This is a genomic window from Streptomyces guryensis, assembly GCF_021261325.1.
GTDB lineage: Bacteria > Actinomycetota > Actinomycetes > Streptomycetales > Streptomycetaceae > Streptomyces > Streptomyces guryensis.
The window spans coordinates 27,157-51,807 of the sequence record NZ_JAJSBI010000030.1 but is presented as its reverse complement, the minus strand read 5'-3'; the positions used below and the strand labels follow the sequence as shown (position 1 = coordinate 51,807).

The 24,651-nt window shown below is 69.1% G+C and carries 19 protein-coding genes and 4 pseudogenes; 9 read left to right on the top strand and 14 right to left on the bottom strand.

Annotated features, from left to right (window positions below; translation table 11 throughout):
• The first annotated feature begins 85 nt into the window (after positions 1-85).
• Positions 86-658, top strand: a complete 573-nt coding sequence (locus tag LJ657_RS39635; protein ID WP_232654534.1) for a YbhB/YbcL family Raf kinase inhibitor-like protein — start codon at positions 86-88, stop codon at positions 656-658.
• A gap of 382 nt (positions 659-1,040) precedes the next feature.
• Here LJ657_RS39635 and LJ657_RS48790 read toward each other — a convergent pair.
• From LJ657_RS48790 to LJ657_RS39615, 4 genes and pseudogenes are all read right to left on the bottom strand, one after another.
• Positions 1,041-1,537: pseudogene (locus LJ657_RS48790) on the bottom strand (alpha/beta fold hydrolase); the annotation flags it as partial.
• A gap of 271 nt (positions 1,538-1,808) precedes the next feature.
• Positions 1,809-2,918: an alkene reductase gene (locus LJ657_RS39625; protein WP_232654532.1), complete on the bottom strand. Its 1,110-nt coding sequence runs from the start codon at positions 2,916-2,918 to the stop codon at positions 1,809-1,811.
• 65 nt (positions 2,919-2,983) lie between these two features.
• Positions 2,984-3,272, bottom strand: a pseudogene (locus tag LJ657_RS39620) (hypothetical protein); the annotation flags it as partial.
• Positions 3,273-3,422: 150 nt separating this feature from the next.
• Positions 3,423-4,769, bottom strand: coding sequence for an aldehyde dehydrogenase family protein (locus tag LJ657_RS39615; RefSeq protein WP_232654531.1), 1,347 nt, complete (start codon positions 4,767-4,769; stop codon positions 3,423-3,425).
• 174 nt (positions 4,770-4,943) lie between these two features.
• On the opposite strand from LJ657_RS39615, the gene LJ657_RS39610 reads away from it, so the two are divergent.
• Entirely contained in the window at positions 4,944-5,867 is a 924-nt protein-coding gene (locus tag LJ657_RS39610) for a helix-turn-helix transcriptional regulator (RefSeq protein WP_232654530.1), read from the top strand.
• An 87-nt stretch (positions 5,868-5,954) separates the two neighbouring features.
• Here the strand turns inward: LJ657_RS39610 and LJ657_RS39605 are convergent, their stop codons facing one another.
• Complete coding sequence (locus LJ657_RS39605) at positions 5,955-6,299, bottom strand: hypothetical protein (RefSeq protein WP_232654529.1); 345 nt, start codon at positions 6,297-6,299, stop codon at positions 5,955-5,957.
• A 291-nt stretch (positions 6,300-6,590) separates the two neighbouring features.
• Here LJ657_RS39605 and LJ657_RS48395 point away from each other — a divergent pair, with 291 nt between their 5' ends.
• From LJ657_RS48395 to LJ657_RS39595, 3 genes are all read left to right on the top strand, one after another.
• Complete coding sequence (locus tag LJ657_RS48395; RefSeq protein WP_269787471.1) at positions 6,591-6,716, top strand: hypothetical protein; 126 nt, start codon at positions 6,591-6,593, stop codon at positions 6,714-6,716.
• A gap of 708 nt (positions 6,717-7,424) precedes the next feature.
• Complete coding sequence (locus LJ657_RS39600) at positions 7,425-8,030, top strand: ATP-binding cassette domain-containing protein (protein ID WP_232654528.1); 606 nt, start codon at positions 7,425-7,427, stop codon at positions 8,028-8,030.
• A complete protein-coding gene (locus LJ657_RS39595; RefSeq protein WP_232654527.1) occupies positions 8,027-9,214 on the top strand; it encodes a terpene synthase family protein in 1,188 nt (395 codons plus the stop codon). Before LJ657_RS39600 ends, LJ657_RS39595 begins: the two co-directional genes overlap by 4 nt.
• 473 nt (positions 9,215-9,687) lie before the next feature.
• Here LJ657_RS39595 and LJ657_RS39590 read toward each other — a convergent pair whose 3' ends face one another.
• Positions 9,688-10,341 carry a TetR/AcrR family transcriptional regulator gene (locus tag LJ657_RS39590; RefSeq protein WP_232654526.1) on the bottom strand — a complete coding sequence of 218 codons (654 nt, stop codon included), beginning with the start codon at positions 10,339-10,341 and terminating at the stop codon, positions 9,688-9,690.
• Positions 10,342-10,482: 141 nt separating this feature from the next.
• Here LJ657_RS39590 and LJ657_RS39585 point away from each other — a divergent pair, with 141 nt between their 5' ends.
• The 3 genes from LJ657_RS39585 to LJ657_RS39575 all read left to right on the top strand — a co-directional run bounded on the left by LJ657_RS39585 (position 10,483) and on the right by LJ657_RS39575 (position 12,947).
• A complete protein-coding gene (locus tag LJ657_RS39585) occupies positions 10,483-11,445 on the top strand; it encodes an alpha/beta hydrolase (RefSeq protein WP_232654525.1) in 963 nt (320 codons plus the stop codon).
• The gene (locus LJ657_RS48785) at positions 11,442-11,849 is read left to right on the top strand and encodes an aldo/keto reductase (RefSeq protein ID WP_308117123.1); all 408 of its coding nucleotides are present in this window, start codon (positions 11,442-11,444) and stop codon (positions 11,847-11,849) included. Before LJ657_RS39585 ends, LJ657_RS48785 begins: the two co-directional genes overlap by 4 nt.
• A gap of 555 nt (positions 11,850-12,404) precedes the next feature.
• The gene (locus LJ657_RS39575; protein WP_269787470.1) at positions 12,405-12,947 is read left to right on the top strand and encodes a GNAT family N-acetyltransferase; all 543 of its coding nucleotides are present in this window, start codon (positions 12,405-12,407) and stop codon (positions 12,945-12,947) included.
• On the opposite strand, the pseudogene LJ657_RS49420 reads toward LJ657_RS39575, so the two are convergent.
• The 3 genes and pseudogenes from LJ657_RS49420 to LJ657_RS39560 form a co-directional block, all read right to left on the bottom strand.
• Positions 12,931-13,311: pseudogene (locus tag LJ657_RS49420) on the bottom strand (transposase family protein); the annotation flags it as partial. The gene LJ657_RS39575 and the pseudogene LJ657_RS49420 sit on opposite strands and share 17 nt — an antisense overlap.
• 171 nt (positions 13,312-13,482) lie before the next feature.
• Positions 13,483-14,736, bottom strand: coding sequence for a phospholipase D-like domain-containing protein (locus tag LJ657_RS39565; protein ID WP_232654524.1), 1,254 nt, complete (start codon positions 14,734-14,736; stop codon positions 13,483-13,485).
• 94 nt (positions 14,737-14,830) lie between these two features.
• Positions 14,831-15,156, bottom strand: a pseudogene (locus LJ657_RS39560) (DUF6879 family protein); the annotation flags it as partial.
• A 346-nt stretch (positions 15,157-15,502) separates the two neighbouring features.
• Between LJ657_RS39560 and LJ657_RS39555 the strand changes: the two are divergent.
• Positions 15,503-16,741, top strand: coding sequence for a PP2C family protein-serine/threonine phosphatase (locus LJ657_RS39555; RefSeq protein WP_232654523.1), 1,239 nt, complete (start codon positions 15,503-15,505; stop codon positions 16,739-16,741).
• 189 nt (positions 16,742-16,930) lie between these two features.
• Here LJ657_RS39555 and LJ657_RS39550 read toward each other — a convergent pair whose 3' ends face one another.
• The 5 genes from LJ657_RS39550 to LJ657_RS39530 are packed head-to-tail and all read right to left on the bottom strand — an operon-like array spanning position 16,931 to position 24,352.
• The gene (locus tag LJ657_RS39550) at positions 16,931-18,985 is read right to left on the bottom strand and encodes an ArnT family glycosyltransferase (RefSeq protein ID WP_232654522.1); all 2,055 of its coding nucleotides are present in this window, start codon (positions 18,983-18,985) and stop codon (positions 16,931-16,933) included.
• A 56-nt stretch (positions 18,986-19,041) separates the two neighbouring features.
• Complete coding sequence (locus LJ657_RS39545; RefSeq protein WP_232654521.1) at positions 19,042-20,127, bottom strand: NlpC/P60 family protein; 1,086 nt, start codon at positions 20,125-20,127, stop codon at positions 19,042-19,044.
• A 44-nt stretch (positions 20,128-20,171) separates the two neighbouring features.
• A complete protein-coding gene (locus LJ657_RS39540; RefSeq protein ID WP_232654520.1) occupies positions 20,172-20,654 on the bottom strand; it encodes a poly-gamma-glutamate biosynthesis protein PgsC/CapC in 483 nt (160 codons plus the stop codon).
• Positions 20,651-22,132, bottom strand: a complete 1,482-nt coding sequence (pgsB, locus tag LJ657_RS39535; RefSeq protein ID WP_232654519.1) for a poly-gamma-glutamate synthase PgsB — start codon at positions 22,130-22,132, stop codon at positions 20,651-20,653. Before pgsB ends, LJ657_RS39540 begins: the two co-directional genes overlap by 4 nt.
• A 15-nt stretch (positions 22,133-22,147) precedes the next feature.
• Positions 22,148-24,352 (bottom strand): HAMP domain-containing protein, encoded by a 2,205-nt coding sequence (locus tag LJ657_RS39530; RefSeq protein WP_232654518.1) that lies wholly within the window; start codon positions 24,350-24,352, stop codon positions 22,148-22,150.
• Between the last annotated feature and the right edge of the window lie 299 nt (positions 24,353-24,651).

Sequence of the window (24,651 nt, the reverse complement as noted above, 5' to 3'; positions counted from 1 at the left end):
CACGCCACCACACCGAACCGCGTCTTCCTCAACGCGGCGAAACCGCAACCCACGATGAGACCCCCGACATGCTGGGAGCACCACCATGCCCATCCTCGGCCGACTTCTGAAGAACCGCAGGTCAGGCGATGCCCACGCCGCGTGGAATCGCCCGAACCTCCACGGGCCCGAACTACTGGACCTCAGCAGCCGCAGCTTCGACCACCTCGGCACGATGCCGCCGGAGCACCACGCCAAGAACGCAGGCGGCCGGAACATCTCCCCCCACCTCGCCTGGAATCCACCGCCGACCGGCACCGCTCAGTTCCTGCTGGTCGTCGAGGACACCGACGTCCCCACCCCCAAGCCCGCGGTCCACTGCGTCGTCCTGATCGACCCCGACGTACGCTCCCTCGCCCCCGGTGCCCTCGCCGCGAAAGAGCCAGCCCCCGGCGTCACGATACTGCGCTCCGTCATCGGACGCGGATACCAAGGACCCGCACCCATCAAGGGCCACGGCCCCCACCACTACACCTTCCAACTCTTCGCCCTTGCCACCCCACTGGGCGCGACCGCGGGCAAGACCGCACTGGACAGCGCAAGGCCCAGCGTCCTTCTGCCCTCCATCACTGCGCCTGTCCTCGCCCGCGGCCGGCTCGTCGGCACCGTGGAACGCTGACCCCTCCTTTACGACGGCCTGCGGCACGGCGCCCCGCAGCCCCGCTGAGTTCTGGGGCCGCGCGCCGTGCGCCGCCGGTCAGACACGGCAAAGTCCTCGTCGCACCACAGCCCGTCCAGCCGGTCACGCACCCATATCGCCGCCGTACCACCCGGGTTGCTCGCCCGCGCAACCTGCGCAGTCAACGGCGGGACTTGCTCACCGGAACGGGGGCGCAGGGACAACGGGCACCTCAACAGCTGCATCGGTCGGCGGAACCACCCGAGCATGCCCGTTGATCATGCTGCCGCACCGGGAAAATCCAAGATCCCCGACAGAGTCAAGCCAGGCCCTCCCCTACGCGTCACCCCGATCGGGGGTGACCACGGCGGTCTCGGGACGCTCACGCCGCCGCGTTCAGCACGTCGGCCAGGACGTCGGGCCGTTCCAGGGCGGTGAAGTGGCCGGCCTTCGGCAACTGCGTGAAGTCGGCGGCCGGCAAGAGCTGCTTGTTGGCCTCCCGGTCCGAGGTGCGGGACAAGTCCTTCTCCCCGTAGACGAAGTGCACGGGGCCTTGACCTCGGGATACCGCGAGCGGGCCGTGATGAGGCTGGGCAGGGCCTGGTACACGGCTCGCGCCACGGTCGGGTAGCCGGGGCGGGTGCCGACCTGGAGGAGTTCGTCCAGGTAGTCGTCCCGCAGGGCGCTCTTGTCGCCGAGGCCGCCCTGGAGGATCGTGCGGAGGGCGGGCTTGGGCTCCGCCCCTGCGATGACCGGGCCCACTCCGGGGGTGAGGACACCGCTGACCACCACGCGGGCCAGGAGGCTGGAGCGGGCGATCCCGCCGCGGAAGTCGTAGGTGTTGACCGCCACGACGCGACGGACCCGCTCCGGCAGATCGGTTGTCGGGCTTCGCTGCCATGTCCGTCCGGCACCAGGCAATAGCTTTCCGCAATCCGGATCGGGCCGATCGACTCCAGTCGTTGGCGCCGTTCCAGCCTTCGACGACGTTCAGGCGCTTTGGGCCGTCAACGCCCTGACGGACCCGACGGCCCTCGAGCCGGTGATCGCCGGTGTGGCCGCGGGCTCAAGGGGCGGGCACAGTGTCGCCGGTCGGGCGCCTGTCCATGTGTGGGTGGGACTGCCGCATGGACAGGCGCGACCGTGGGCCTCAAGCCGTTTCGAGGAAGGGGTAGTCGGTGTAGCCTTCGGCGCCCGGCCCGTAGAACAGTTCCGGCCGCGGCTCGTTCTCCGGGTGGCCGCCCTGCCAGCGTGCGACCAGGTCGGGGTTGGCGATGAGGGCCCGGCCCACGACCACGGCGTCGGCGTGGGCGGCCTCGATCTGCTGGAGCGCCTGCTCGCGGGTGGTCTGGCTCTCGAAGCTGTTGTTGACGATCAGCTTGCCGTCGAAGCGCCGTCGCAGCTCCCGTACGAGGTTGCCGCCCGGTTCGGCGTGCAGTACGGAGAGGTAGGCCAGGCCCAGCGGGCGCAGTTGGTCGAGCAGGATGCCGTAGGTGGCCAGGACGTCGTCCCGGTCGGTCTCGAACACATCCCCGAGGTCGACCTCCGGCGAGATCCGCAGCCCGACCCGCTCGGCACCGACGGCCTGGGCTACCGCCGTGACGACCTCGACGGCGAAGCGGGCGCGGTTCTGCGGCGAGCCGCCGTATTCGTCGGTGCGCTGGTTGGCCGCCGGGGAGAGGAACTGCTGGAGCAGGTAGCCGTTGGCGCCGTGGAGTTCCACGCCGTCCGCTCCCGCCTCGATGGCCCGGCGGGCTGCGGCGGCGAAGTCCTCCAGGGCTGCCCGGATCTCTGCGGTGGTCATCGCTTCCGGTACGGGGTAGGGCTGCTCGCCCTTCTCGGTGAACGTCTTGTTGTCGATGGCGATCGCGCTGGGGGCGAGGATGCGGCGGCCGCCGTTGATGTCGGGGTGGGTGCCGCGGCCGGCGTGCATGATCTGCAGGACGATGCGGCCGCCCTCGGCGTGTACCGCCTTGAACACCCGCTGCCAGCCGGCTGCCTGCTCGTCGGTGGCGATGCCCGGCTCACCGACATACCCCTGCGACGCGTGGTCGGGGTAGGTGCCCTCGGTGATGATCATTCCGACGCTCGCCCGCTGCCGGTAGTACTCGACCATGAGGTCCCCGGGGATGCCGGAGGAACCGGCCCGGACCCGGGTCATCGGTGCCATGACGATGCGGTTGGCGAGCTCGATCTTCCCGAGGGAGAAGGGGGAGAAAAGCGATGGAACGGGCGAAACGTCTGAAATGTTGGCAGTCATGTGTTTCTTTCTTTCTGCAATACGGGGAAAACGGGATGAAGGTCTGTGACGCAGGAGGTCCGCGCTGTTCCGGCGGAGGCGCGGATGCGGTCCTCCGGGCAGGCGCGGGCCCGCTGACGGTGATGCGGTTCCAGGACCGCGATCGGGGTGTGGGTGGTGTTGGCGACGAACGCGGTGAGAGCCGCGTGCCGTCGGCGTCGACGGCGTTCAAGTGCAACTGCCCGCCGGAGTACGGGCGTTCGCTCCTTGCGCACGATCAGAGGTCAGCCAGGTGACGAAGTCATGGGTGCCGCCGCCGGAGTCGGTACGGATCGGTGTCTGTGGGCCGCGCCGCGACCGGCTCCCTCGTCGCGCCCCGCGAGGAGGACCGATACACGGCTTCACCTGGAACGCGCTCGCGGCGGTGGCGGGAACAGCGATCTCTGCGCTCCTCGTTCTCACCGGCTTGAGGCCCTTCCATCGGCCGATCGCCCCTCGGACGGGCTGCTTCGCGAAGGCGCGGGCCTAGCTGAGCGGCACGTCCGCGACGGCCTTGAGGTGGCTGAACGTCTCGAGGGAGTAGCGGCCGTGGTAGCGGCCCATGCCGCTCTCTCCGACGCCGCCGAAGGGCAGGCCGGGCATGAGCAGTTGCGTCACCGGCTGGCCCCAGGCGACGCCGCCGGAGGACGTCTCGTTCACCAGGCGCGACTTGGTGGCCTCGGAGGTGGTGAAGGCGTAGAGGGCGAGGGGCTTGTCACGTTCGTTGATGAAGGCGATGGCGGCGTCGAGGTCGGCGACTTCGACGACGGCGAGGATGGGACCGAAGATCTCCTCCTGCATGACCGGTGAGGCGGGGTCGATATCGGTGAGCACGGTGGGTGCGATGAACAGGTCGTCGCGGTCGTGCTGGCCTCCCACCGCCGCCCGGCCGGAATCGAGCAGACGGGTGAGCCGGTCGAAGTGCCGCTCGTTGATGATCCGGCCGAAGTCGGCTGCGCTCTGTGGGGTGGTGCCGAACCGGGCTTCGACCGCCGCGCGGAGGGCGGGAACCAGTGCGGCGGCGGTGGCAGGATCGGCCAGAACGTAGTCGGGGGCGATGCACTGCTGTCCGGCGTTGCCGAACTTGGCGCCGACCAGCCGCTTCGCGGTCTCGTCCACGTCGGCGTCGGGTGCGACGAAGACGGGTGACTTGCCCCCGAGTTCGAGGGTGACGGGGGTGAGGTTCTTGGCTGCTGCGGCCATGACGATCCGGCCGACGGTGCCGTTGCCGGTGTAGAAGATGTGGTCGAAGCGCTGTGCCAGCAGGGCCGTGGTCTCCTCGGCGCCCCCCTCGACGACGGTGAGCACGTCGGCGTCGAAGTAATCTCGCAGGAGGCGTGAAGCGACCGCCGAGGTGTGCACCGAGATCTCACTGGGCTTGGCCACCACGGTGTTGCCGGCGGCCAGGGCGCCGATGATGGGGTCGATGAGAAGGTGCAGCGGGAAGTTCCACGGAGCGATCACCAGGACGACCCCGAGCGGGTCGTACGTGGTGTAGGCCGTTGTCGTGGGACCGAAGTGGGCGGGAACCTCCACCGGGCGGGGCTGAAGCCAGTTCTCGAGATTCGCCAGTGCCTCATCGATGTCGGCGACGGTGAAGTCGATCTCCTGCATCTTCGCCTCGGCGGCGTTCTTCCTCAGGTCCGCCCAGAGCGCTTCGATCAGTTCCTGCTCGTTTTCCACCAGCAGGGCCCGCAGCCGCTGCAGCTGGTTGATGCGCCAGTCCAGTGGGCGGGTGACGCCGGTGTTGAACGTCGCCCGTAGACGGCCGACCACCTCCGCCGCCGTTTCCGTCCGGTGCGGCCTCGACTCGATCCCCTGTGTTGCGGTCATGGGATTTACTCCGTTCTTGATGCACGCCACGCTCCGGCTGCCTTCCAGCCGGGCACGGTCTCCAGCGTGCTGGGTGATCCGGTATTCACCCAGGTCACGGCTTTGCGTACGTGCGCGGTGCCTACCACTGGTTGGGTCAGGCTGGTGTGCGTCCGACCGTGGATACTCGAAGACATGGACGAACACCCCGAGCCGGTGCACGAGGCTGCCGCCGGCGCTCTGGACCCGCGTGCCGAGCTGAGTGAGTTCCTGCGCACCCGGCGGGCCCGGCTGAAGCCGGAGGACGTGGGGCTGCGGGACTTCGGACGGTTCCGGAGGGTGCCGGGGCTGCGCCGCGAGGAGCTGGCCCAGCTGGCGGACGTCTCGGTGGCGTACTACACGCGCCTGGAGCAGGGCAACGGGCAGAGCGTGTCGGCGGAGGTCCTCGACGCCATCGCCCGCGCGCTCAGGCTGAGCGACGCCGAGCACGCCCACCTCACGCACCTGGCGAAGCCGAAGCAGCAGAAGAAGAAGCCGGCCGGCCGCGCCCAGCAGGTGCGGGGCCACCTGCTTACGCTGCTGGACACCATGGACGGTGTTCCGGCGATCCTCGTGGGGCGGCGCTCGGACATCCTCGCCTGGAACCGGATGGCCGCGGCGGTCTTCGGCGAATGGGCCGAGTTGCCCACGCGGGAGCAGAACTGGGCGCGGCTGGTCTTCCTGCGGCCCGATTACCGCGACCTGTTTGTGGACTGGGAGCACAAAGCCAGCGACGTCGTCGCTCAGCTGCGCATGGACGCCGGCTCCCATCCGAACGACGCCCGGCTTTCCGCGCTGGTGGGCGAACTCTCGGTGAAGAGCGAAGAGTTCAGGAGCCTGTGGGCCACCCACGACGTCAAGGACAGGTGTCACGGCATCCAGCGCCTGCACCACCCGCTCGTCGGTGAACTCGACCTCCGCCTTGAGTCGTTCCACGTGGCCAACGACCACGAACAGATGCTGGCGACGTACCACGCCGAACCGGGCTCCCCGTCCGCGGAGGCACTGCGACTGCTGGCCAGCTGGGGCACCGACGCGACGAGGGCGGGAGCCGGGATGCCGCCGACACGCACGGCTTGATGAACTTCCCTTGATCATCGGTAGTGGGCTGCGCGCCACGCCCAGCGTCCTTCATCACGCCAGACTCCTCTGGGGGCAGTGCCGGATTCAGGACGGCGCGCGTGGCGCGGGCGTGCTGCGGTTGGGCACGGGAAGAACGGTGCCGCCGCTGCGCAGGGCGTCGTTTTCGAGGGCCAGCTGACGGATGGCCTCCTCGTACAGGGTGCGCACATCGGAGCGACTCTCCAGGTCGGCGTTGTCCTTGCCACCGCCGTCGAGGGTGAGCAGCGGCCCACCAAGGGCCGGCGTGGGGCGTGCCGGGTCGTAGACGTACGTGGACGGAGCCCCGTCGCTCGGTTCGTGGGCCGTGAGCGTGCCGGAGGATGGCGTGCAGACCGGCGTTTTCCGCGCGCTCAACGGCCACTTCGCCGCCCACGTCGTGGCAGTCACCATCGACGCGGTCCAGTCGGGGGTCCTCCTGGAGAGGACCGGCCTGACCGCCGGTGACGCCTTCTCCGAGCTCGGGGACCTCCTGCTGGACGGGCTCAGCTCGGGACAGGGCGCTTTCGCGCCTCCTTCTGCAGCTGGGCGCTCGCGCAGGGGCCAGATCTCGACGTCCAGGTAAAGCGCGGGTCAAAGGGGTGCACTTCGCGGATCGTCTCTGACCGAGAGCACGACAGGTGGGACGTCTGCGCCCCTCTGGATACATGCGTCGGCCGTCGTCTGACTTCGAGAGGACGACGAGTGCCCCACGCGAATGCGCCCCTGAGCGTCGAGGGCCGTTGGCGGCTCGTGAAGCGGTGCCAGACACGTCCCATCGCCCCGATCGGTCTGCTCATCCTGATCGAGGGCGGGGCCTTCGGGCTGTAGGCGGGCCCGTTCCCTCCGGCGTGTGGTTCAGCGCGCGGGTCAGTTCACGGTTGGCGGCACGTGTCGCGTCCAGTTCCTCGGTTCGTTCGTCCAACTGTCCTTGGGGGCAGTTGCCGCCGTGCTGTCGCGAGCATCGGCTGGATCGGAGGAATCAGAGCAGCACGGTCACATCTACGTGGCACGAGAGACAGCCGGTCCCCGGACACTCCGTGCGGTGCACTGGACCAGTCCAACAGCGCATGAATCAAGATGGACGGCCACCGCACGTTGCAGGTCAGCACGGAACGGACGACTGGCTCCGTGTCAGTTGGCAGGTCGAACGGCGGCTGCAGGAGACCGTGCGTAGGGAGATTGTCCGCCGGGCCGCGGCGCGGTCGCCGCGGTCGGCAGTTGACGGCAATGGCAGCGACCTCAAGAACCTGGTGGCGCGGCTGGGCTTGTGCGAGCGGGCCGGAGGGCTGGAGCAGCGGGCATCACCAGCAAGCCAGTCCGCCTCAACCAGGCGCCGGTTGCTCGTCTCAAAGGTGGCCCGTGTGCAGCCCAGCTCCTCGGCCAGCTGCCGCATGTCCTCTTCGAGCCACGTCGTGCGTCTGTTTCACCGTTTCAGGCGGTTTGGAGTCAAGGCTGTGGGTCTGGCCGTGTTCCGTGCCATCTAATTTCCGGATGACATGGTGACAGTACTTTCTGGATGGGCTGGGGGGCGGTGCGGTGGAGGTATGCGGGGTGCATCACGCCTACCATCGGCGGGTGGTCCTGCGGGGTATCGACTTGGACCTCGGGCCCGGCGTGCTGGCAGGGATCGTCGGCGAGAACGGCGCCGGCAAGACAACCCTGTTGAAGATCCTCGCAGGTGAACTGCGAGCGGATCGTGGCGCTGTCCTTCACCGGGGGCGTTTCGGCTACTGCCCGCAGGATGTGGTCCTCAACGACGCCCTGACCGTCCGGCAGCACCTGGAGTTCTTCAAGACGGCCTTCGCTCTTGCCGACCTGCGTCATGCCGAGAAAGTCATGGAGACTCTGCAGTTCTCCCAGTACGCCGATGTGCGCGCCGGGGCGCTCAGCGGCGGGACCCGGCAGAAGCTGAACCTCACGCTCGCGCTCATGCACGACCCGCAGGTGCTGCTGCTCGACGAGCCGTACCAGGGTTTCGACTGGGACACCTATCAGCGATTCTGGGAACTGGCCGTCCAGCTGCGCGACGCCGGCCGCTCCGTCCTGGTCGTCTCTCATCTGGCCTACGACACCGAACGCCTCGATGAGTTGTGGCGCCTGGAGGCGGGGGCGCTGCGTCTGGAGACGGCGGCGCCAGCATGAGGACACACCTGAACCTGTTCACCACAGCCACCCGGTACGACCTCGTCGAACACGCCCGCAACCGGTTCGCCATGCTGTTGGTCGTCTTCTTCCTTCCCACCTGGGTCGGCCTGGTCTACCTCACCATTCCCGACAGAGTGGCTCCCTTCCAACTGGCCTCCACCGGAGAGAGGCTGGCGCCTGCCGGCAATGAGCTGACTCAGATCACCGGCGCCCTCAACGCCGTCACCCTGGTCACCGGCTTCATGATGTTCGCCGCCACCTTCACCGGCGGGCGCTTCGACCGGCGCCTGGCCATGGCCGGCTACCCCCGCACCCATCTCGTGATGGCCAAAGCCGCCTCCTTGGTCCTGGCTTCCGCCCTCCTCGCCGCCTATGCCACCGCGACCATGCGCATCGCCTGGACACCAAAACAGCCCTACCTGCTGGCCGCCGCGCTGTTCTGCGCCGCGCTGACGTACGGGGCCATGGGCGTGGTCTTCGGATCCCTGCTGCGCCGCGAGGTCGAGGGCATGTTCGCCTTGGTGATGACCAGCGTCATCGACGTCGCCCTGCAGAACCCCATGGTCAGCTCCGGCGCCGACAGCCCGCTGACACGCTTGCTGCCCACCTACGGCTCCGTGCAAGCCGCCACTGCGGCCGGGTTCTCCGCCACCTCCGTACCCGCATACCTCGCTCTGCAGCTGCTGTGGTTCGCCGCCGCCGCACTCCTGGGTCTCCTGGCCTTCCACCACCGCACCCGCAACGCCCTGCCCCAAGCTGGCACTCTGGTCGTCGGAGTGGAAAACGATGTCGCCTCCTACCAAAAGGAAAAGGCAGAAGGCCAGACTTCCCCGAATTTCGTGGGCGTCCTGCAAGCGGCTCGTGGGCTCTCCTTCGACCAAGCCGTCGCCGCGGCGATCGAGACGCGCGACCGCCTGATGCTCCTCTTCCTCCGCCTGCGCGAGCGCCTGATGCCCTCGGCCAAGACGCCCCTGCGGTACCTCATCGAGCGACTCGGTCAGTTCATCGTCGCCAACACCGAAGCCTCCCTGTGCGCGCCGCGCTACAACCCGTCAGCCGCACATCGCATCGTCCTGGAGGACGTCGCCAAGACACCCGCCTACTGGGCACCGTCGCTGTCGACCACCGACACCAGCCCCCTGCCCTACCCGAGCATCTCCTGGTGGTGGGACCACTGCTGATGGCCCTCGGAACGCTGTTGGCCATGACGTTGGTAGGGTCCCGCGCTCGGCTTCATGCGGCAGCGCTGTGGCCTGCGGCTTTTCGCGCTGTCTCACGCCGTGTCATCCGTCGGCTGTCTCGGATTCCGCGTCATTTCCTCGGCCTGCGTGTTCGATGTAAGCCACTGACCTGTGACACGGCGTGGGCGTGATACTGGCCGGAGGAAATGACACGGCACTTGAGATCCCACAGGATGTGTAGGGTCTCGCCGTCCGTGACATAGGCCAACTTCCTGGCCATCTACTTTCAAGCGGTCTCACGTCGGTGGCACTTGGCTCAGTCTCACGAGACGCGGCACATCCCCGGCACGGTTATACGGACGGTCGGACTACGACCACCTCAACGTCCTCGGCCGCGACTCCTGCACCCGGCCTCCGGCGCCGGACCTGCGGCAGCGGCGTGCCCCGACCGCACGGTCGTGTGATCCGGCGCGTCAGGGGATCTGTGCCTCGATGTGGGCGAGTTGGGCGGCGAGCATCTCTTCGAATGCGGCGCGGCGGTCTGCTCCGAGGGGGCGGACGTCGCGGGCGAAGCGGGCCAGGGCGGGGAAGCGTTCAGGGTCGGCGCCGAGCACCGCGACGCGGAACTGCTCCATGCCCTGTTCGTACTCCTTGGGGGCGATGGTGCTGATACCTGCTTCGGCGGCGATCAGCGCGGCGAGGAGGAGCACGATGCGGTGGTACCGCACCGGGATCTCCTCGTCGGGCAGACCGGACGCGCTGAGGGCCTGAAGCAGCTCCTCCATGACCATGCGGGATCCGGTGCCGCCGGACCCGTAGCGTCCCCACGCCGCGGCGAGTTGGGGTTGCTCGCCGAATGCCTCGCGCAGATGCAGGGCCAGGGCGGTGACGCGCTGCCTCCAGTCGCCCACGGGGCGATAACCGTCCATGGCGACCAGCAGAATCCGATCGGCAACGGCGCGCAGCAGTTCAGTTTTGTTGCGAAAGTGGCGGTAGAGGCTGGATGAGTCGGTCCCGAGCGATGCGGCGAGTTTGCGCACGCTGAACGACTCGGCGTCGCCCGTGCGCAGCAGTTCCGCCGCCGCGTCCAGGATCTCCTCGGTCGACCATCGCCGTCGGCCCGTCATCCCGCTCCTCTCGTCAGGGCTCAGCCTAACCCATGCACTCATGCTTGCGCTTGCCTGTGCACGCACTGCGTGCATAATCGAGTGCACTACATGGTCCGGTCACGGCGTACCCAGGGTCCGGCCGGGAGGGGAGAGGGGCACATGAGCGAGACCACTACCGAGACACGGCCGCAGGAGCCGGACTTCTCGGTGATCACGGCCGAGGAACTGCTCGTCTACCGCGATGCGGAGAACCGGTTCCGAGCCTCCAGCGCGGCGCGGGCGATCCTCGGAGACCCGGATCCCGGCGCCGCGATCGACTGGCGGGAGATCGCGCTGCCTGGCCGCGCCCTCCCGGTCCGGGTCTACCGGCCGGCCCCGGCAGGAGACGACGAAACATCTGCCCGAACCGACCTGCCACTCGTGGTCCACGTCCACGGAGGCAGCTTCGTGGGCACCGCGGTGCAGTGCGACTGGACCAATAGCCACCTCGCCGCGCGGCTGCCCGCCCTCGTCGTCTCGGTCGAGCACCGCCTCCTCGCCCCCGGCAGCCCGCTGGCGAACGCCGCCGACGACGGCTGGGACGTGCTCCAGCACGTGGTGCGGCACGCAGCGCAGTGGGGCGTCGACCCGGCGCGCGTCGCCGTCTTCGGTGAGAGCTGCGGCGCGCTGATCAGCGCGCTGACGGCTCTCCGGGCCAGAGAGGCCGGCCTGGAACTCACGGCGCAGGTGCTGGTCAACCCCGCAGTTGACGTGACCGAGACGATGTTCGACTACCCCTCGATGGCTGAGTACGCCTACAGCCCGACCCGGGCCCTGCCGCAACTGCGGCTGTTTCAGCAACTCGCCGTTCCACTCGGAGCCGACGCCCGCGCACTCTCGCCCCTGCACGCAGACGACCTGAGCGACCTCGCCCCAGCGCTCGTGGTGGTACCCACCCAGGACGCGGTCGCCGACCACGGCCGCCGCTATGTCCAGCGGCTGAGCCAGGCAGGTACCTCTGTGCGACTCTCCGAATATCCGGGAGCAAAGCATGCGTTCCTCACCCTGCCCGGCCTGGAACCACAGGCCGAGGCCGCCCAGGCAGAGATCCTCGCGTTCCTCCACGCAGCCCTGGCGAAGTGAGGGAGGAACGATGCATCCCCACCTCCCTTGGAGCCGACGGCCTGGCGGTCTCCCGACTCGGCCTCGGCTGCATGAGCATGACCGGCGCCTACGGCCCCGCTGACCCGGGCGAGGCCACAGCCACTGTGCTGGAGGCCCTCGATTCGGGCGTCACCATGTTCGACACCGGCGACTTCTACGGCGACGGAGCCAACGAGGAACTCCTTGGCCGGACCCTCGCACCGCACCGCGACCGCACCGCACCGCACCGCGACCGCGCCGCACCGCGACCGCGCCGCACCGCGACCGCGCCGCGCCGGCCACCAAGAAAAAAGGCGACTCGACCGGTGCACCGGAATTCCCGGCACCGAGACCTCCACGGTGATCGCTCGCCTGGACGAACTGGCGGCCTGGCAGCCGGATGATGAAGCAGAGTGGTGCGGCAGTGATTCCTGGCAATGGCAGGACACCATCCGCGAGCTCAGGCGGCGAGTCGCGAGATCTCACGCCGTGACCGGACCTGGCTAACCCGCCTCCTGACCATGCGGCGGTCCTCGGCCGTGCGTCGCTGATGCCCCGTCGGCGATGACACAAGCGTCTCCTCCAACTGGGCCGAAAACTCAGCGAGGTTGACTTGGGGACCAGTTCTGGGGACCAGTGGTCGGTGCACGGATCTGCATCGCAGTATCGACCGTGGTGAAGATCCGGGAAGAGGGCGGACACGCCCAGCAAGTCGCCCGCCTGATCGACGGAAGCCCTCGGGCCTCACTGTCAGGCGCCGTGACAGAGCTTGATCCGGGATCTTGGACTCGGGCCACGCGGCGGGGGCCGGAGTTGGTTGACGTCGCCGGAGATGGCGTTCCTGCTCGTGTTCGCGAACTTGGAGAGAGAGCAGGGGCCGGCGCCGGTTCGGCTAGGGCGTGTATCGAAAGTGCCCGGTGAGGATGGTGGAGAACCCGTTGGTGCTCCAGAATCATTGGATGATCACGCTTGAGACTCCCCGTTTGATCCTGCGTCGCTGGCGCGAGGAAGACGTTGCGCCCATGGCTGCCATCAATGCCGACCCCGAGGTCATGCGATGGATCAGTGACGGCAGCGTCCGTGACGAACAGCAGACTCGCGGCGGGATCCAGGCATGGGAGAGCGAGTGGGAGTCACAGGGCTTCGGCCTGTTCGCCGTGGAGATCCGGTCCACTGGCGAGCTGGCCGGGTTCACCGGCCATTCGGTGCCCCACTTCTTGCCGGAGGTACTGCCAGCGGTTGAGGTCGGCTGGCGGCTGGGGCGTTCCCACTGGGGGCAGGGCTTGGCCACCGAGGCTGCTGCGGCCGCTGTACGGTTCGGGTTCGAAGAGCGAGGGCTGGAGCGGATGGTCAGCATCGCTCAAGTGGGCAACGACGCCTCCGAACGGATCATGACCAAACTGGGGATGCATCCGGTCCGTGAGACCGTCAATCCCACCTGCGGTCGGCGAGTGCGGGTGTTCGAGTTGTCGTCGGATCAGTACGTCACAACCACTCGTTGATGGCTGCGACCAGCACGGTGGCCTCGTAGCGGACCGCGAGTTTGTCGTACCTGGTGGCCACGGCTCGATGCCTCTTGAGGCGATTGATGCCGCACTCGACCGCGTGTCGGGCCTTGTAGTCCTCTGGTTCGAACGTCGGTGGCCGGCCGCCACGGGAACCGTGCTTCCTGCGGTTGCGCGCCTGGTCGGCTTTGTCTGGGATGGGGATGGTGCAGCGGAATCCCCGTCGGCGCAGGTAGGCGCGATTCCTCCGGGAGGCGTACGCCTGATACGCATGTGTGGGTTGGCCGGTTGGGCCGGTCGGCAGGGGCCAGATCGCCGGCCGCCCCACCTTCATCCTCTTCGGCAACAATGGCTCCAGCACCGCCCACTGCCTATCCGTGAGATCTCCCCGCCCCATGAACCGCAGCTCCCGACGGACAAAATCATTCCGAAGACCTTCGTGTCGTGGTACAGGCTTCGACATGGACCAGGGAATAGCGGATCGTGCCGGCCCGCCACGGTCAGGCGGAACTGCCACAGGCACCGCGGAGCATCACCCGCCGCAGGCAGAGCGGATCTTGTAGAACGTGCTCAGGTACTTTGAGTGATAGGAGGCGCTGACGATCCGTACGATTGCCTCGTCGGCCGAGCGCAGCGAGGACCCTGCCAGATTGGCACTGCCCGTGTAGACGCGCGGTGTGATGTCGCCGTTGTAGTCACCGTCGATCAAGATCTCTTTGTTGTGCGGGCGAACATCGATTCCGGGACCGTTGGGGATGCGGCACCTACGGTGCTGGATGCCGGCGGCGGTGAGCTTGCCGGTGATCTTGGAGTCGCTCTCGGCGTAGATGATGTCGATCCAGCAGCCCCTGCCGCGCAGTTGGGCCAGCTTGTCGGCGACCTGGACGCGCGAGCCGTAGAAGGCGTGCATCACGATGCGGATGTCGGTCTGGTGCCGTTTCCCGTCCGTGCCGGTGTAGGCGCAGCTGACCTCGTTGAGGGCGTTGACGATGGTGTCGGTGGCCGGGTTGTTGTACGAGGAGTCACCGCGCGGGAAGAAGAAGGCCCGATAGGTCGAGCCGGTCGGGGTGGAGAAGTACGCGTGGTTGTTGCCGCCCTTGAGGTAACGCGCGGAGCGCTGCTTCTCGTGGTACGACGCGTAGCCGTCGTACACGGTGGCGTTCGTGAAGGTCACGGCATCGTTGAAGGACTCGACCTTGTACCAGTCGGAGAGGTTCGAGGAGGTCTGGAAGACGACCTTGGAATAGCTGGTGCCGTCATCGAAGGGCCCGACCCTCGAAAAGATGAAGTACTTGTTGTGGTTGTAGGCCGGTGCCGGCGGGGCGACGCTCAGGCAACCGCGTACGACGTCGTCCACTCCGTCGGGGTCCTCGAACTTGTCGTCGCAGACGACGATCCAGGAGCGGGCGGCATCATTGGTTCCGAGCCCGGATCTGAGTGACCGGTAGGCAGGATTGTTGTACTCGACGCCCGCCTGGCCGACGTAGGTCGACTCATCGACGATGATCTTGACGTTGACGCCGCGTCGGTCGGCGGCGAGCAGTGCGTCGGCGACCTCCTGGTCCTGGAACTCGTACATCGAGCCGCGGATGGTCGCCCCGCCAGGCGTCGCGTCGATCAGCCGGACGAGCTGGGTGAAAATGGCCTTCTGCTGTGCCGGGGCACCCAGGGGATCGTTGAACACCGGCCCGTTGATGACGGGCTTGGTCAGGGCCGCGGCGGGTGTCGCAGTACCGACGAGGAGAACGGCCACCAGATACAGGACGACGGCAACGGCCGTCGGCATACGAAGGTGCCGAACAACCTGGAGAGAAGGCAGAAAGGTCACAGAACAGAGCCTTCCTTGTCGTACTCAGGGCGTCTCTGACCGAGTGTCAAGTTCATTCCGGTAGCGGACAGTTCCCATACCAACCGACAGTCATCAATGGTGACAAGGCATCAGAAAGGTGCATCGCCGCGTCACGCGCGATGGAGTACCGCACGACCTCGGCAGGTGCCGTAATCAGCTCGATGTTGAGCAGGTTGTCATCGTCGTCGAAGTCCAGCAGGGCAACGATGCGTGAGTCGAAGATCCCAAAGTCCTTCGCAGGCAGGTCGGCCTGATCGGCCCCGCACGCCAGAGACATCGGATGTCCCCGACGGACGCGTTGTGCCTGGTGTGGTCGAGTAAGAACAGCTGCTCCGTGGTCGGCGGCTTGTCGGCGATGCATCTATCACAGGCCATCTCACAGCAGCCGACGTCTCAGGCTACTGACCTGGACGTTTGCCGGACTCCCCGGACTGCATGGACCCTCTGACCTTGGCCTCGGCTTCTGGGGGTCAGGGGCTCGCAGGTTCAAATCCTGTCGTCCCGACGGTTTGATGAGACTGTCATCGCAGGTCAGGGCCTCGTATCACTGGGGTGATAGGAGGCCCTCGATCATTTCCGGGACTTCCTGATCACCTCGCCTGCACCCGGCGTCCGGCTCGGCGCATCCGGTGAGCCCGAATGCCGGATCACACGTAGATTGGAAGTGTCGGCCGTCGCGCTCGCGGGCCACAGGAAGCGCCTGATGGTAGCGGAGATCGATTTCACGGCTTTCTTCGAAGCCACACCGAGCCCGTACCTGGTACTGGACACGGACCTGGTGATCCGTTACGTCAACCCGGCCTGTCTGCACACCACCGGACGGACCAGGGACGAACTGGTCGACAGGTACTTCTTCGACGCCCTGCCGGAAAACCCCGGTGCGCCCGAGAACGCGCAGCGGAACCTCAAGGCGTCACTGCGCCGGGTGCTGAACACCGGAGAACCGGACACCTTGGTGCTGCAGCGGTACGACATCCCCGCTCCCGAGCGGCCGGGCGGGTTCGAGGAGCGGTGGTGGTCGGAGATCCACACTCCGATCCCCGGGGCCGACGGCAGGGTGCGGTGGATCGTTCAGCGGGCCGAGGACGTGACCGCCTTCGTCCACTCCCGCCGGGCCCGCGAGCTGACCGCGGAGTTCGCGGAGCGGGAAAGGGGCATGGCCGCCGAGTTGTACGCGCGGGCCCGTGAGCTGCACCGGCTGAACCAGGAGCTGCGCCAGGCCCACGCCCGCGAACGGCAGGTCGCCGTCACCCTGCAAGAAGCCATGCTCTCCGCCCCCGACCTGGACCGGCACACCGACAGCATCGCCGTGCGCTACCTGCCGGCGACCAGGTCGCTGAACGTGTGCGGTGACTGGTACGACGTCGTCGACCTGCCGCCCGACCGTTACGCCGCGGCGGTCGGAGACGTCGTCGGCCACGGACTGCACGCCGCAGCCGTCATGGGCATGCTCCGCAGCGCCCTGAGCGCGGCCATCCGCGCCATACCCAGCCCGGCCCAGGCCCTGGAGGTCCTCGGCTTGTACGCCCGCTCGCTGGACGGTGCCACGGCCGCGACCGCGGTCAAGGTACTCGTCGACCCGCGCAGCAGACTGATCATCTACAGCAGTGCCGGGCATCCGCCGCCGGTCCTCGTGCACGCGGACGGGATCTGCGAGCTGCTGGACCAGGCCACCGATCCGCCACTGGGCGCGCGACCGCACCACGTCCCCCGCCCCCAGGCCGGCCTCACCTACACCCCGGGGGACACCCTGGTGCTGTACACCGACGGCCTCATCGAGCGTCGCGGCGAGGACATCTACGCCAGCCTGGAACGCCTGACCACGGCCCTTGCCCAGGACAGCACCCTCGCCCCCGACAAGTTGGCCGACACACTGCTGGGCCAACTCGACGTCACCGGCGGCGCAGCGGACGACATCGCCCTCATCGTCATCCGCCTGTAGCCGGTGAAGACGGTCGGCCCGGTGCGGTGGAACTCGGACTGCAGGGTGCCCCGCGTGGTCCCGTCCGTGGCGGCCCGCAGCTGGAGTGCCTGGTCCCCGCCGCCCTTCTCCCCGGTGGGGAAACTGACGCCGTCCTTCGACCAGGAGTCCTTGTCGCTTCCGGATGAGTCCCGTTCCGGGGCCGTCGCCTCACCGCTGAGGTTTGCAGTCGTACAGGACGAAGCTGCCGTCGGTGCGGCGGCCGTAGGCGGTGGGCTTGATGCGGGTGCAGTGGGACTTCACCCAGGTGGTGGCGGGAGTGGTGGTGCGCTGGCTGGTGAGCAGCGCATAGCGCAGCTGGTCGGTGGCGACGAGGCTGCCGAGCTGCTGGGCGGTGGGGAAGGGCGTGCTGCCCGTGAAGCCGCCCATGACGAGGATGGGCTCGGACTTCGCGCGCAGCAGGGGCTCGGCGGTGTAGGCGGCCTGGGTGGCGAGCAGGTACTTCTCACCGTGGCGGTGCGTGGTGAGGTAGTCGAGCAGGGCGGTGACGCGGGCGTTGGGCCGGCCGAGCCCCGGCCTCCGCGGAGCGTGACGGGGATGCTCGTAGTACGACTTGCCGACCGGACCGGCCATCGGCGAGGTGGTGGCGCCCGCGTAGATCGGGTTGAGGCCGGAGACGGCCCAGCCGGCCGGTACGACCAGGGTGGCCGCGATCCCCGCGGCGAGGGCGGCGTGGATCATCCGCGGCGAGGTGCGCGGCCCGCGGCTCCACAGGCCCACCACACCGCAGAGCGCGAGCATCACGGCGACCGGCAACAGCCAGGAGGCGAAGCGGGTCGGCCAGTCGAGCACCAGCGCCCACCCCGCCGTCAGCGCGATCGCCGCCGGCAGCGCCAGGTGCCGTCGGCCGCCCGCCTCGTGCTCGGCCTCCCTCGCCGATTCGTAGCTTGACTCCAGCGTCGGTTCGTACCTCGCCTCAAGCGTCGGTTCCCACTGCACCACCGGCTTCGGCTCGTGCTGCGCCTCCGGCTTCGGCTCGTACTGGGCCTCCGGCTTCGGCTCGTACGTCGCCTCGTACTCCGAGCGGAAGAGCGCGAGGCCGCCGCCGGCCAGCGCGGCGAGCGCCGGGGCGATGACGGCCGTGTAGTAGGCGTGGTTGCCGTTGGAGGCGCTGAACACCAGGGTGTGCATGGCGAGCCAGCCGCCCCACATCACAAATCCCGTGCGCAGCGGGTCGGTTCGCGGTTGCCCGGCGCGCCAGACGATGCCCAGGACCGTGGCTAGCACGGCGAGCGGCAGGAACCAGGCGATCTGCGGGCCGACCGTGTCGTTGATCAGCATGTCCCAGCCGGTGTTGCCGGTGGTGCGGCTGGCGGCGGTGCCCGCGACGGCGCCGAACGCGGTGGAATCGCTGCTGAAGCGGCTCAGGCCGTTGTAGCCGAAGACCAGGGTGAACGGATCGTTGTTGGACGTGCCGTCGAGGTACGGGCGGCTCGCGGCCGGCGTCACCCAGGCGATCAGCACCCAGGAGCAGGAGACCGCCAAGGCGACCGCGCCGGCCAGCAGGACACGCAGGGCCCGGTTCAAGCGGGCTCCGGGCGCGGCGAGTTGGTAGACGGCCGCGAAGACCGGCAGCACCAGCCACGCCTGCAGCATCTTCGCCTGGAAGGCGAGCCCGACCCAGATCCCACAGGTGATCAGCGGCAGCAGCCGCTCGGTGCGCACCGCCTTCTGCAGCGCTCCGGCGGCCGCCACCAGCAGCAGGGTGAGTGCGGTGTCCGGGATGGTGGCCCGGTTGAGGGCCACCGTGACCGGGGTGAGGGTGAGCGCCAGCGCGGCGATCAGCGCGGCGAACGGACCGGCCCAGGCCCGTACGATCCGGTGCAACAGCCACACGGTGAGCACGCCCTCGACGACCTGCGGAAGCGCGGCCGCCCAGGTGTGCGGGCCGAAGAGCCAGACGGAGACGGCGTCGGGCCAGAAGGCGCCCGGCAGCTTGTCGATGGTGATCGAACCGCTCGCGTCGAGCCCGCCGAAGAAGAAGGCCCGCCAGCTCTCGGACATCGACCGTATCGCCGCGCCGTAGAAGGGGTGCAGCGCGGCGTTCCCGATGCCCCAGGAGTACAGCACCGCGGCGACGACCAGCACCGCGGCGAGCGCCGGGCGCTCCCAGCGCGGGGCGTCCTCCGACGGGCCGGAACGGCGGGTCGCCGCCCGGCGGCCTCGGTGCGCGCCGGTGGGCTGGACGGCGGGGATGGCGGTCATGGCAGTGGTCCTCGGATCAGCAGGTCAGGTGAGGCGGCGGTGCACGTGCGGTGGGGTCACAGGCGGCGCGCCGCGCGGAAGCCGCGGGCGTAGAAGTCGGTGCCGTCCAGCAGCGCGTGACCCGACATGTCGCCCATGGTCGGGCCGTTGGCGGCGGAGCGGCTGGAATAGAAGCGGTGCCGGCCCTGGTCGTCGAGGCCCATGTACATACCGCAGTGGTCGATGAAGTCGGGCCGGTCCTTGATGATGGCGAAGAAGACCAGATCGCCGGGTTGCAGGACGCTCAGGTCGGTGGCCTGCTGCTTGCCGGTGTGGGGGATCACCACACGGCCGGGACCGTCGGCTGCGATGGCGTACGCGCGGCGCGGCAGGCCGGCACCCTTGCCGTTGGTGTTGTGCAGGGGAATGCCCATCCGGTAGCCCCACACCAGCCGTTGGAAGCCGGAGCAGTCGGCGTCGCCGTAGCGGGCCTGCTCCGGCTGCACACGCGTGCCGTCCGGGAAGGTCCAGGGCAGGCCCAGATAGTCGTAGAAGTCGGACTGTTCGTCGTGGAAGGCGAAGTCCAGCGGGTTGTTGACCGCGGCATTGCGCGGGCCGAAGTGCGCGGTGCCCGCGTAACGCACGCCGGCGGCGTTGTGCTTGTCGGGCGCCCCGGCGCTGCTGTACTGGAACGCCACCGCGAAGACGTCCGGACTGGTGTCTCCGAGCGCCTTGCGGAACCAGCTCTTGAACGAGGCGGACTTCTCCATGCCCTGCTGCCACTCGTGCGGCAGCACCCGTACCCAGGCGTCGGTGGTCACCTTGGCCTCGGTGGTCCGCGGCTCGCTGAAGCTGCGGGTGGGGCCGGTGAGGACGGCCGTGCGGGCTCCGTCGGTGAAAGTGGCGAGCGTGCCGCCGTCGGCGGCGCGGACCACGGTGCGGGCGGGGGCGGACAACCGCTCGAAGGTATGGGCCCCGGTGGCCCGGGCGCTCGGGCCGGCCCCCGTTCCGTCGGCGACCGCACCCCCGCCGTCGTCGCTGCCGTGCCGGTGGTGGTCCCAGGCGTACCCGCCCGCCACCCCGGCGGCCGCGACGCCCGCGATCGTTCCGAGCACGGCGCGGCGAGTCGGGCCGCCGCGTCTGCCGACGGGGTTGGAGTGCATGGCCGATCCTCCTGGAAGCGTGAGGTGAGAGGGGTTGGGGCGGGTCAGCCGGTGGGCAGGGCGCCCAGCAACAGACCGGAGACCAGCACCACGTAGGTGGCCAGCGTCACCGCCGTGGTCGAGATGACCGTGGCCGCCACCGGCTGCCGGACCATCTGGTAGGAGACCAGGCCGGGGACGATGAAGCCAAGGGTCTGTGATGTGTACAGCAGCGGAAACTCATGGCTGAGGGCGAGCATCACGGTGGTCTGCATCAGCACCGCGCACAGCACCACGGCGGCGAACAGCCGCTTGCCGTAGAGAATCACCGTGCGCTGCAGCAGCTTGGTCATGAAGTACGTGAGCGCCGCCACGCCGACCATCAGCGCGGCCATCCGCACGTCGGTGACGAGCGTGAGGGCGATCCAGCCCGGGGTGATCATCCCTCCGGGGGAGAGGTTGGTGGTCAGATAGCAGACGAGCGAGAAGACCAGCCCGAGGGCGATCCCGAGTGCGGCGGTCTGTGCGGTGAGGTTGGCGGGGATCACTGGTTCCTCGTGGACTGGGGCGAATCGTACGAGTGGTGCCGGTCGTGGGAGTGGTGCGGGTCGTCCGCGGTGCTCTGGTCGTCGGACCGGCCGTGGCGGGCGGCGAACCGGCGGGCCAGGTCGCGCTGTTCCGGGACGCGGAAGGCGTACGTCGGTGTCTCCAGCGGTGCCACCCAGCTGTACGGCTCCGGCTCGGGCGGCCGGGCCACCGAGACCCGCGGCCGGGGTATGGCGATCTGCATGGTCTCCTGGTCCAGGCCGTCGCCGTCGAGAACGGCGTCGAACAGGTCCTCGGACTCGTCCAGCGGCAGCTCGGCCAGGCATTCCAGGAACAGCTCGCCCTGACCGTGGATGTTGCCGATCGCCACCAGTGAGGAGACCGGGCCGAGTTCCGCGAGCATCGCCGCGGTCAGCTCCTCGGGGTCCCGGCGGTCGCCGCCGAGATCCACCACCCGCCCGGTGAAGCCCGCCGGAATCGCGTCGCGGGCGCTCCTGGTCGGATGGCCGATCAGGAACACCGTCTCGGCGGCGAGGTCGGGGACGATGGCGCCCATCTGGCCGTTGCGCTCCACCCGGTCCGGGCGGCAGTTGATGACCACGTTGATCGGCCGTCTGATCGCGCCCAGATCCTCCAGCTGCTTCACGTTCATCAGCGTCGACTCGGGATCGTTGGCCGCGAAGACGTTGGCGAAACGCAGCCGTCCGCCGTCGGGGGTGATGTACCGCTCCACGGAGAGCACGCCCGGGTCGGGCGGCGCGTCCCACATGCCCTGCATCGCGGTCTGCCGTTCCACGCCGAGCAGCTCGGCGACGGCGAGGGCGATCGCCACGTTCTCCTTGAAGGTGAACCAGCTGAAGCCGCGCAGTTCGGCGTCGGTGACCGACTCCGGATCGACCGCGATCAGCCGGCAGTTCCGCTTGTCGGCCTCCTCCTGGAGGATGTGCAGCCGGTCCTTCTCGGCCGTCACGCACACCCCGCCCACCGGCATCGAGCGGGAGAGCGAGCGGGCTACGTCGTCCAGCGTCGGACCCATCTCCTCCAGATGGTCCTCGCGGACGTTGCACAGCACGCCGATCGTGGAGCGGATCAGCTTCTCCTGATTGGTCTCCTGCAGCGCGGGCATCACCGCCATGCACTCGATGACCAGCGCGTCCGGCCGGTAGGTCGCCGCCCGCCGTACGATGCCGATCTGCTCGACGATGTTGGAGATGCCGAACTTCCGGTACACCGGTTCCTCGGTGGCGTCCGGGTGGATGAACCGGGCCGCGGTGCCGGTCGTCTTGGCCACCGTGACCAGGCCCCCGCCGCGCAGCGCGCCCGCGCACAGCCGGGTGATCGAACTCTTGCCGCGGATGCCGTTGACCAGCACCCGCGTAGGTATCTGCTCCAGCGAGGCGAAGTGCCGCCGCTGCTCCAGGATCCCAGCGATCCACAGCCCGGCGCAGCAGAGCAGGACGATGACATAGAGGAAGAGCACGCCGATTCCGTCCTTCTACCGCTGGAGGGTGTTCTCACGCAGGGCCCGGGAGGGCCTGGCGGCCTGGCCGGATCTGGCCGCCCGGTCGCGTTCCGCCAGGGCCTGGCGGATCAGCTCCAGGCTGCGGGTGACCGAGCCGATCTCGTCGTGGTTGACGGGATGCAGCACGGTACGGCGGTCTCCGCCGGCGAGCCGCTCGACGAGTACGGCGACCGCGCGCAGCGGCCGGATCACCACGACATGCAGCCAGCCCAGGCAGGCCGCACCGACGGCGAGGCCCAGGATGCCGGCGAGCATGGTGCGCTGCTCGGCCTGCACCGCGGGGATCTGGAGCGCCGCCGCGGGCTCCGCGGTCACCACGTGCCAGCCGAGGCGGGCCGTCGGACCGCTCTGGGCCAGCGGCGCGGCGGCGTCGACCGACGGGCCGGAGGAGGTGAGGTGCACCGCCGAGGCCGGGGTGCCCGCCGTCCCGGGGGCGCTCTGGGTGGAGCGGGCGAGACGGGTCAGCCCGGAGTCGGGCAGCGACTGGAAGGCGCGGTAGCCGACGCTGGCCGCCAGCACCTTCTCGTTGCCGTCCGTCACCCAGACGCTGCCCAGCTTCGGCCTGGGCAGGATGGAGTTGAGCGCCTTCACGTCGATCTCGCCGAACAGGACCACCCCGGCCGCCTTGGCCTTGCCCTTGACGGCCCGAACCTGGGCGTAGCCGGCGATCGCCGGGATCCGGCCCGAGGTGTTGACGGTGGTGATCCCGCCGCCCTCGGGCACGTGGACGCGGGTGCGCAGCGGTGTGCCGCCCACCCTCAGCGTGATGCCGCCCGAGCGGTCCAGGAGATACAGCGAGCGGTACTGCCTGTGGTCGGCGAGGGTCCGCCGCAGCACCTCGGTCTGGGCGGCCCGGCTCCTGCCCGGCAGGCTGGCGGCCGCGGTGCTCAGGTCGGTGTACGACTGGTCGAGGGACTGCCGGATCCGGCCCGTCGCGATCTCGGTGCGCGCCTGCTGGTCGGCGAGGACGGCAGCCGGAACCGCGGACACGTCGTCCGCCCGGTTCAGCAGGAAGACCATCGGCACCGCCCAGCAGCCCACCACCACCACGCCGAGCACGGCCAGCGCCCGGTAGCCCGGTCCGCGACGGGCCGGGAAGTCCTGCGGGCCGCTCTCGCCGAGCAGTTGCCGGCGCAGCGAGTCCAGTGCCCGCCCGATCCGGGCCAGCTCCCCGAAGCCGTGCACCGGCACCGGCCGGGACAGCTCCGCCGACGCGGTCGGCCGGTCCTGGGTCGCGCCCCGGGCCAGCCGGCCGGCGGACAGATACAGCCGCAGCAGCGGCCGTTGCACGGAGAAGTACAGCGCCAGCGCGAGCAGCAGCGCGACCCCGGCCAGGGCCCCGGCGGCCGCGAGCGCGAAGCGCGAGTAGTCGGCGGCGGTGGTCGTGGCGGGCACCGCGTGGGAGGTGAGCACCACCAGACCGAGGTCGTCGGTGTCGCCCGGACCGGTCGCCGAGGCGACCTGGGCCCAGCCGGCCACGGTGTGCCGACTGCCGGTGGTGGCGCCCAGCAGGCTCCCGGAGGCGTCGGTGTCACTCCCGGATCCGTGCGCCGCGCGGGTCGCCGACGCGGACAGACCGCTGTCGGCGGCGGCCGGCGACGCCTTGCCGTGGACCGCGGTGGCGAGCGCCGTGCCGCCGGCGTCCAGTACGTCGGCGGTGCGTCCGTCGCCGTACGCCGTGACGGAGGGGAGCGCCTCGGAGACCACCAGCAGCCACTGCCGCTCGGGCTGGTTCGGGGCCTGGTACTGGTCCTGGTCGGGGTCCTGCTGCGCGGGCAGTGTGACCCTGGCGAAGTACAGCAGTTGGGGCGTGCCGCCCGACGTCACCAGCCGGGGCGGGACCGCTCGGGACGCCGTCCTGGCTGCGTCCACCCCGGCCAGCGGCACTGTCTTGCCGCCGGCCGCCAGCAGTTTGCCGGTGTGCCGGTCGAGCAGCGCACTGCCGAGGATCGCCTTCCTGGCAGAGGTCAGCGCCTTGAGGGTGGTCGCGGGGGTCGCTGTGCTCGTCGCCGAGTACGCGCCCGCCGTACGGCGTACCGTGCCCGCCTCGGCGTCGATCGCGGTGCGCATCGACTGCGCGGTGTCCGAGGCGATCTGCTGCTCCCCGTTCAACACGGCCTGCGGGATGGGCGCGGCGCGGACACCGTCGAGGCCGATCACGGTCAGTGCGGCGACCACCAGCAGAAGTATGACAAGTGAGGCTATAGGCGGGCGCACCCCGCCAAGCATCGGCATATCGGCGCGGCGGCGGATGCGGTGTCGGCGCGGCGCCCGGGGTGCGGAGGGCAGGGGAACGGATCCTTCCTCAACTGGCGCCGAGCGCCCGAATGTTCGATGGAACGAACATCCTAACCCCCGACTGTCACATAACCATCACATGTTCGCCGCATGTGTCGTACGAGTTAACAGGACCCCCGGACGGAGGCGGCGCACGCGGGCCCGGCCCCCCTCGACACGCCGAAGGGCGGGCCCGGGAA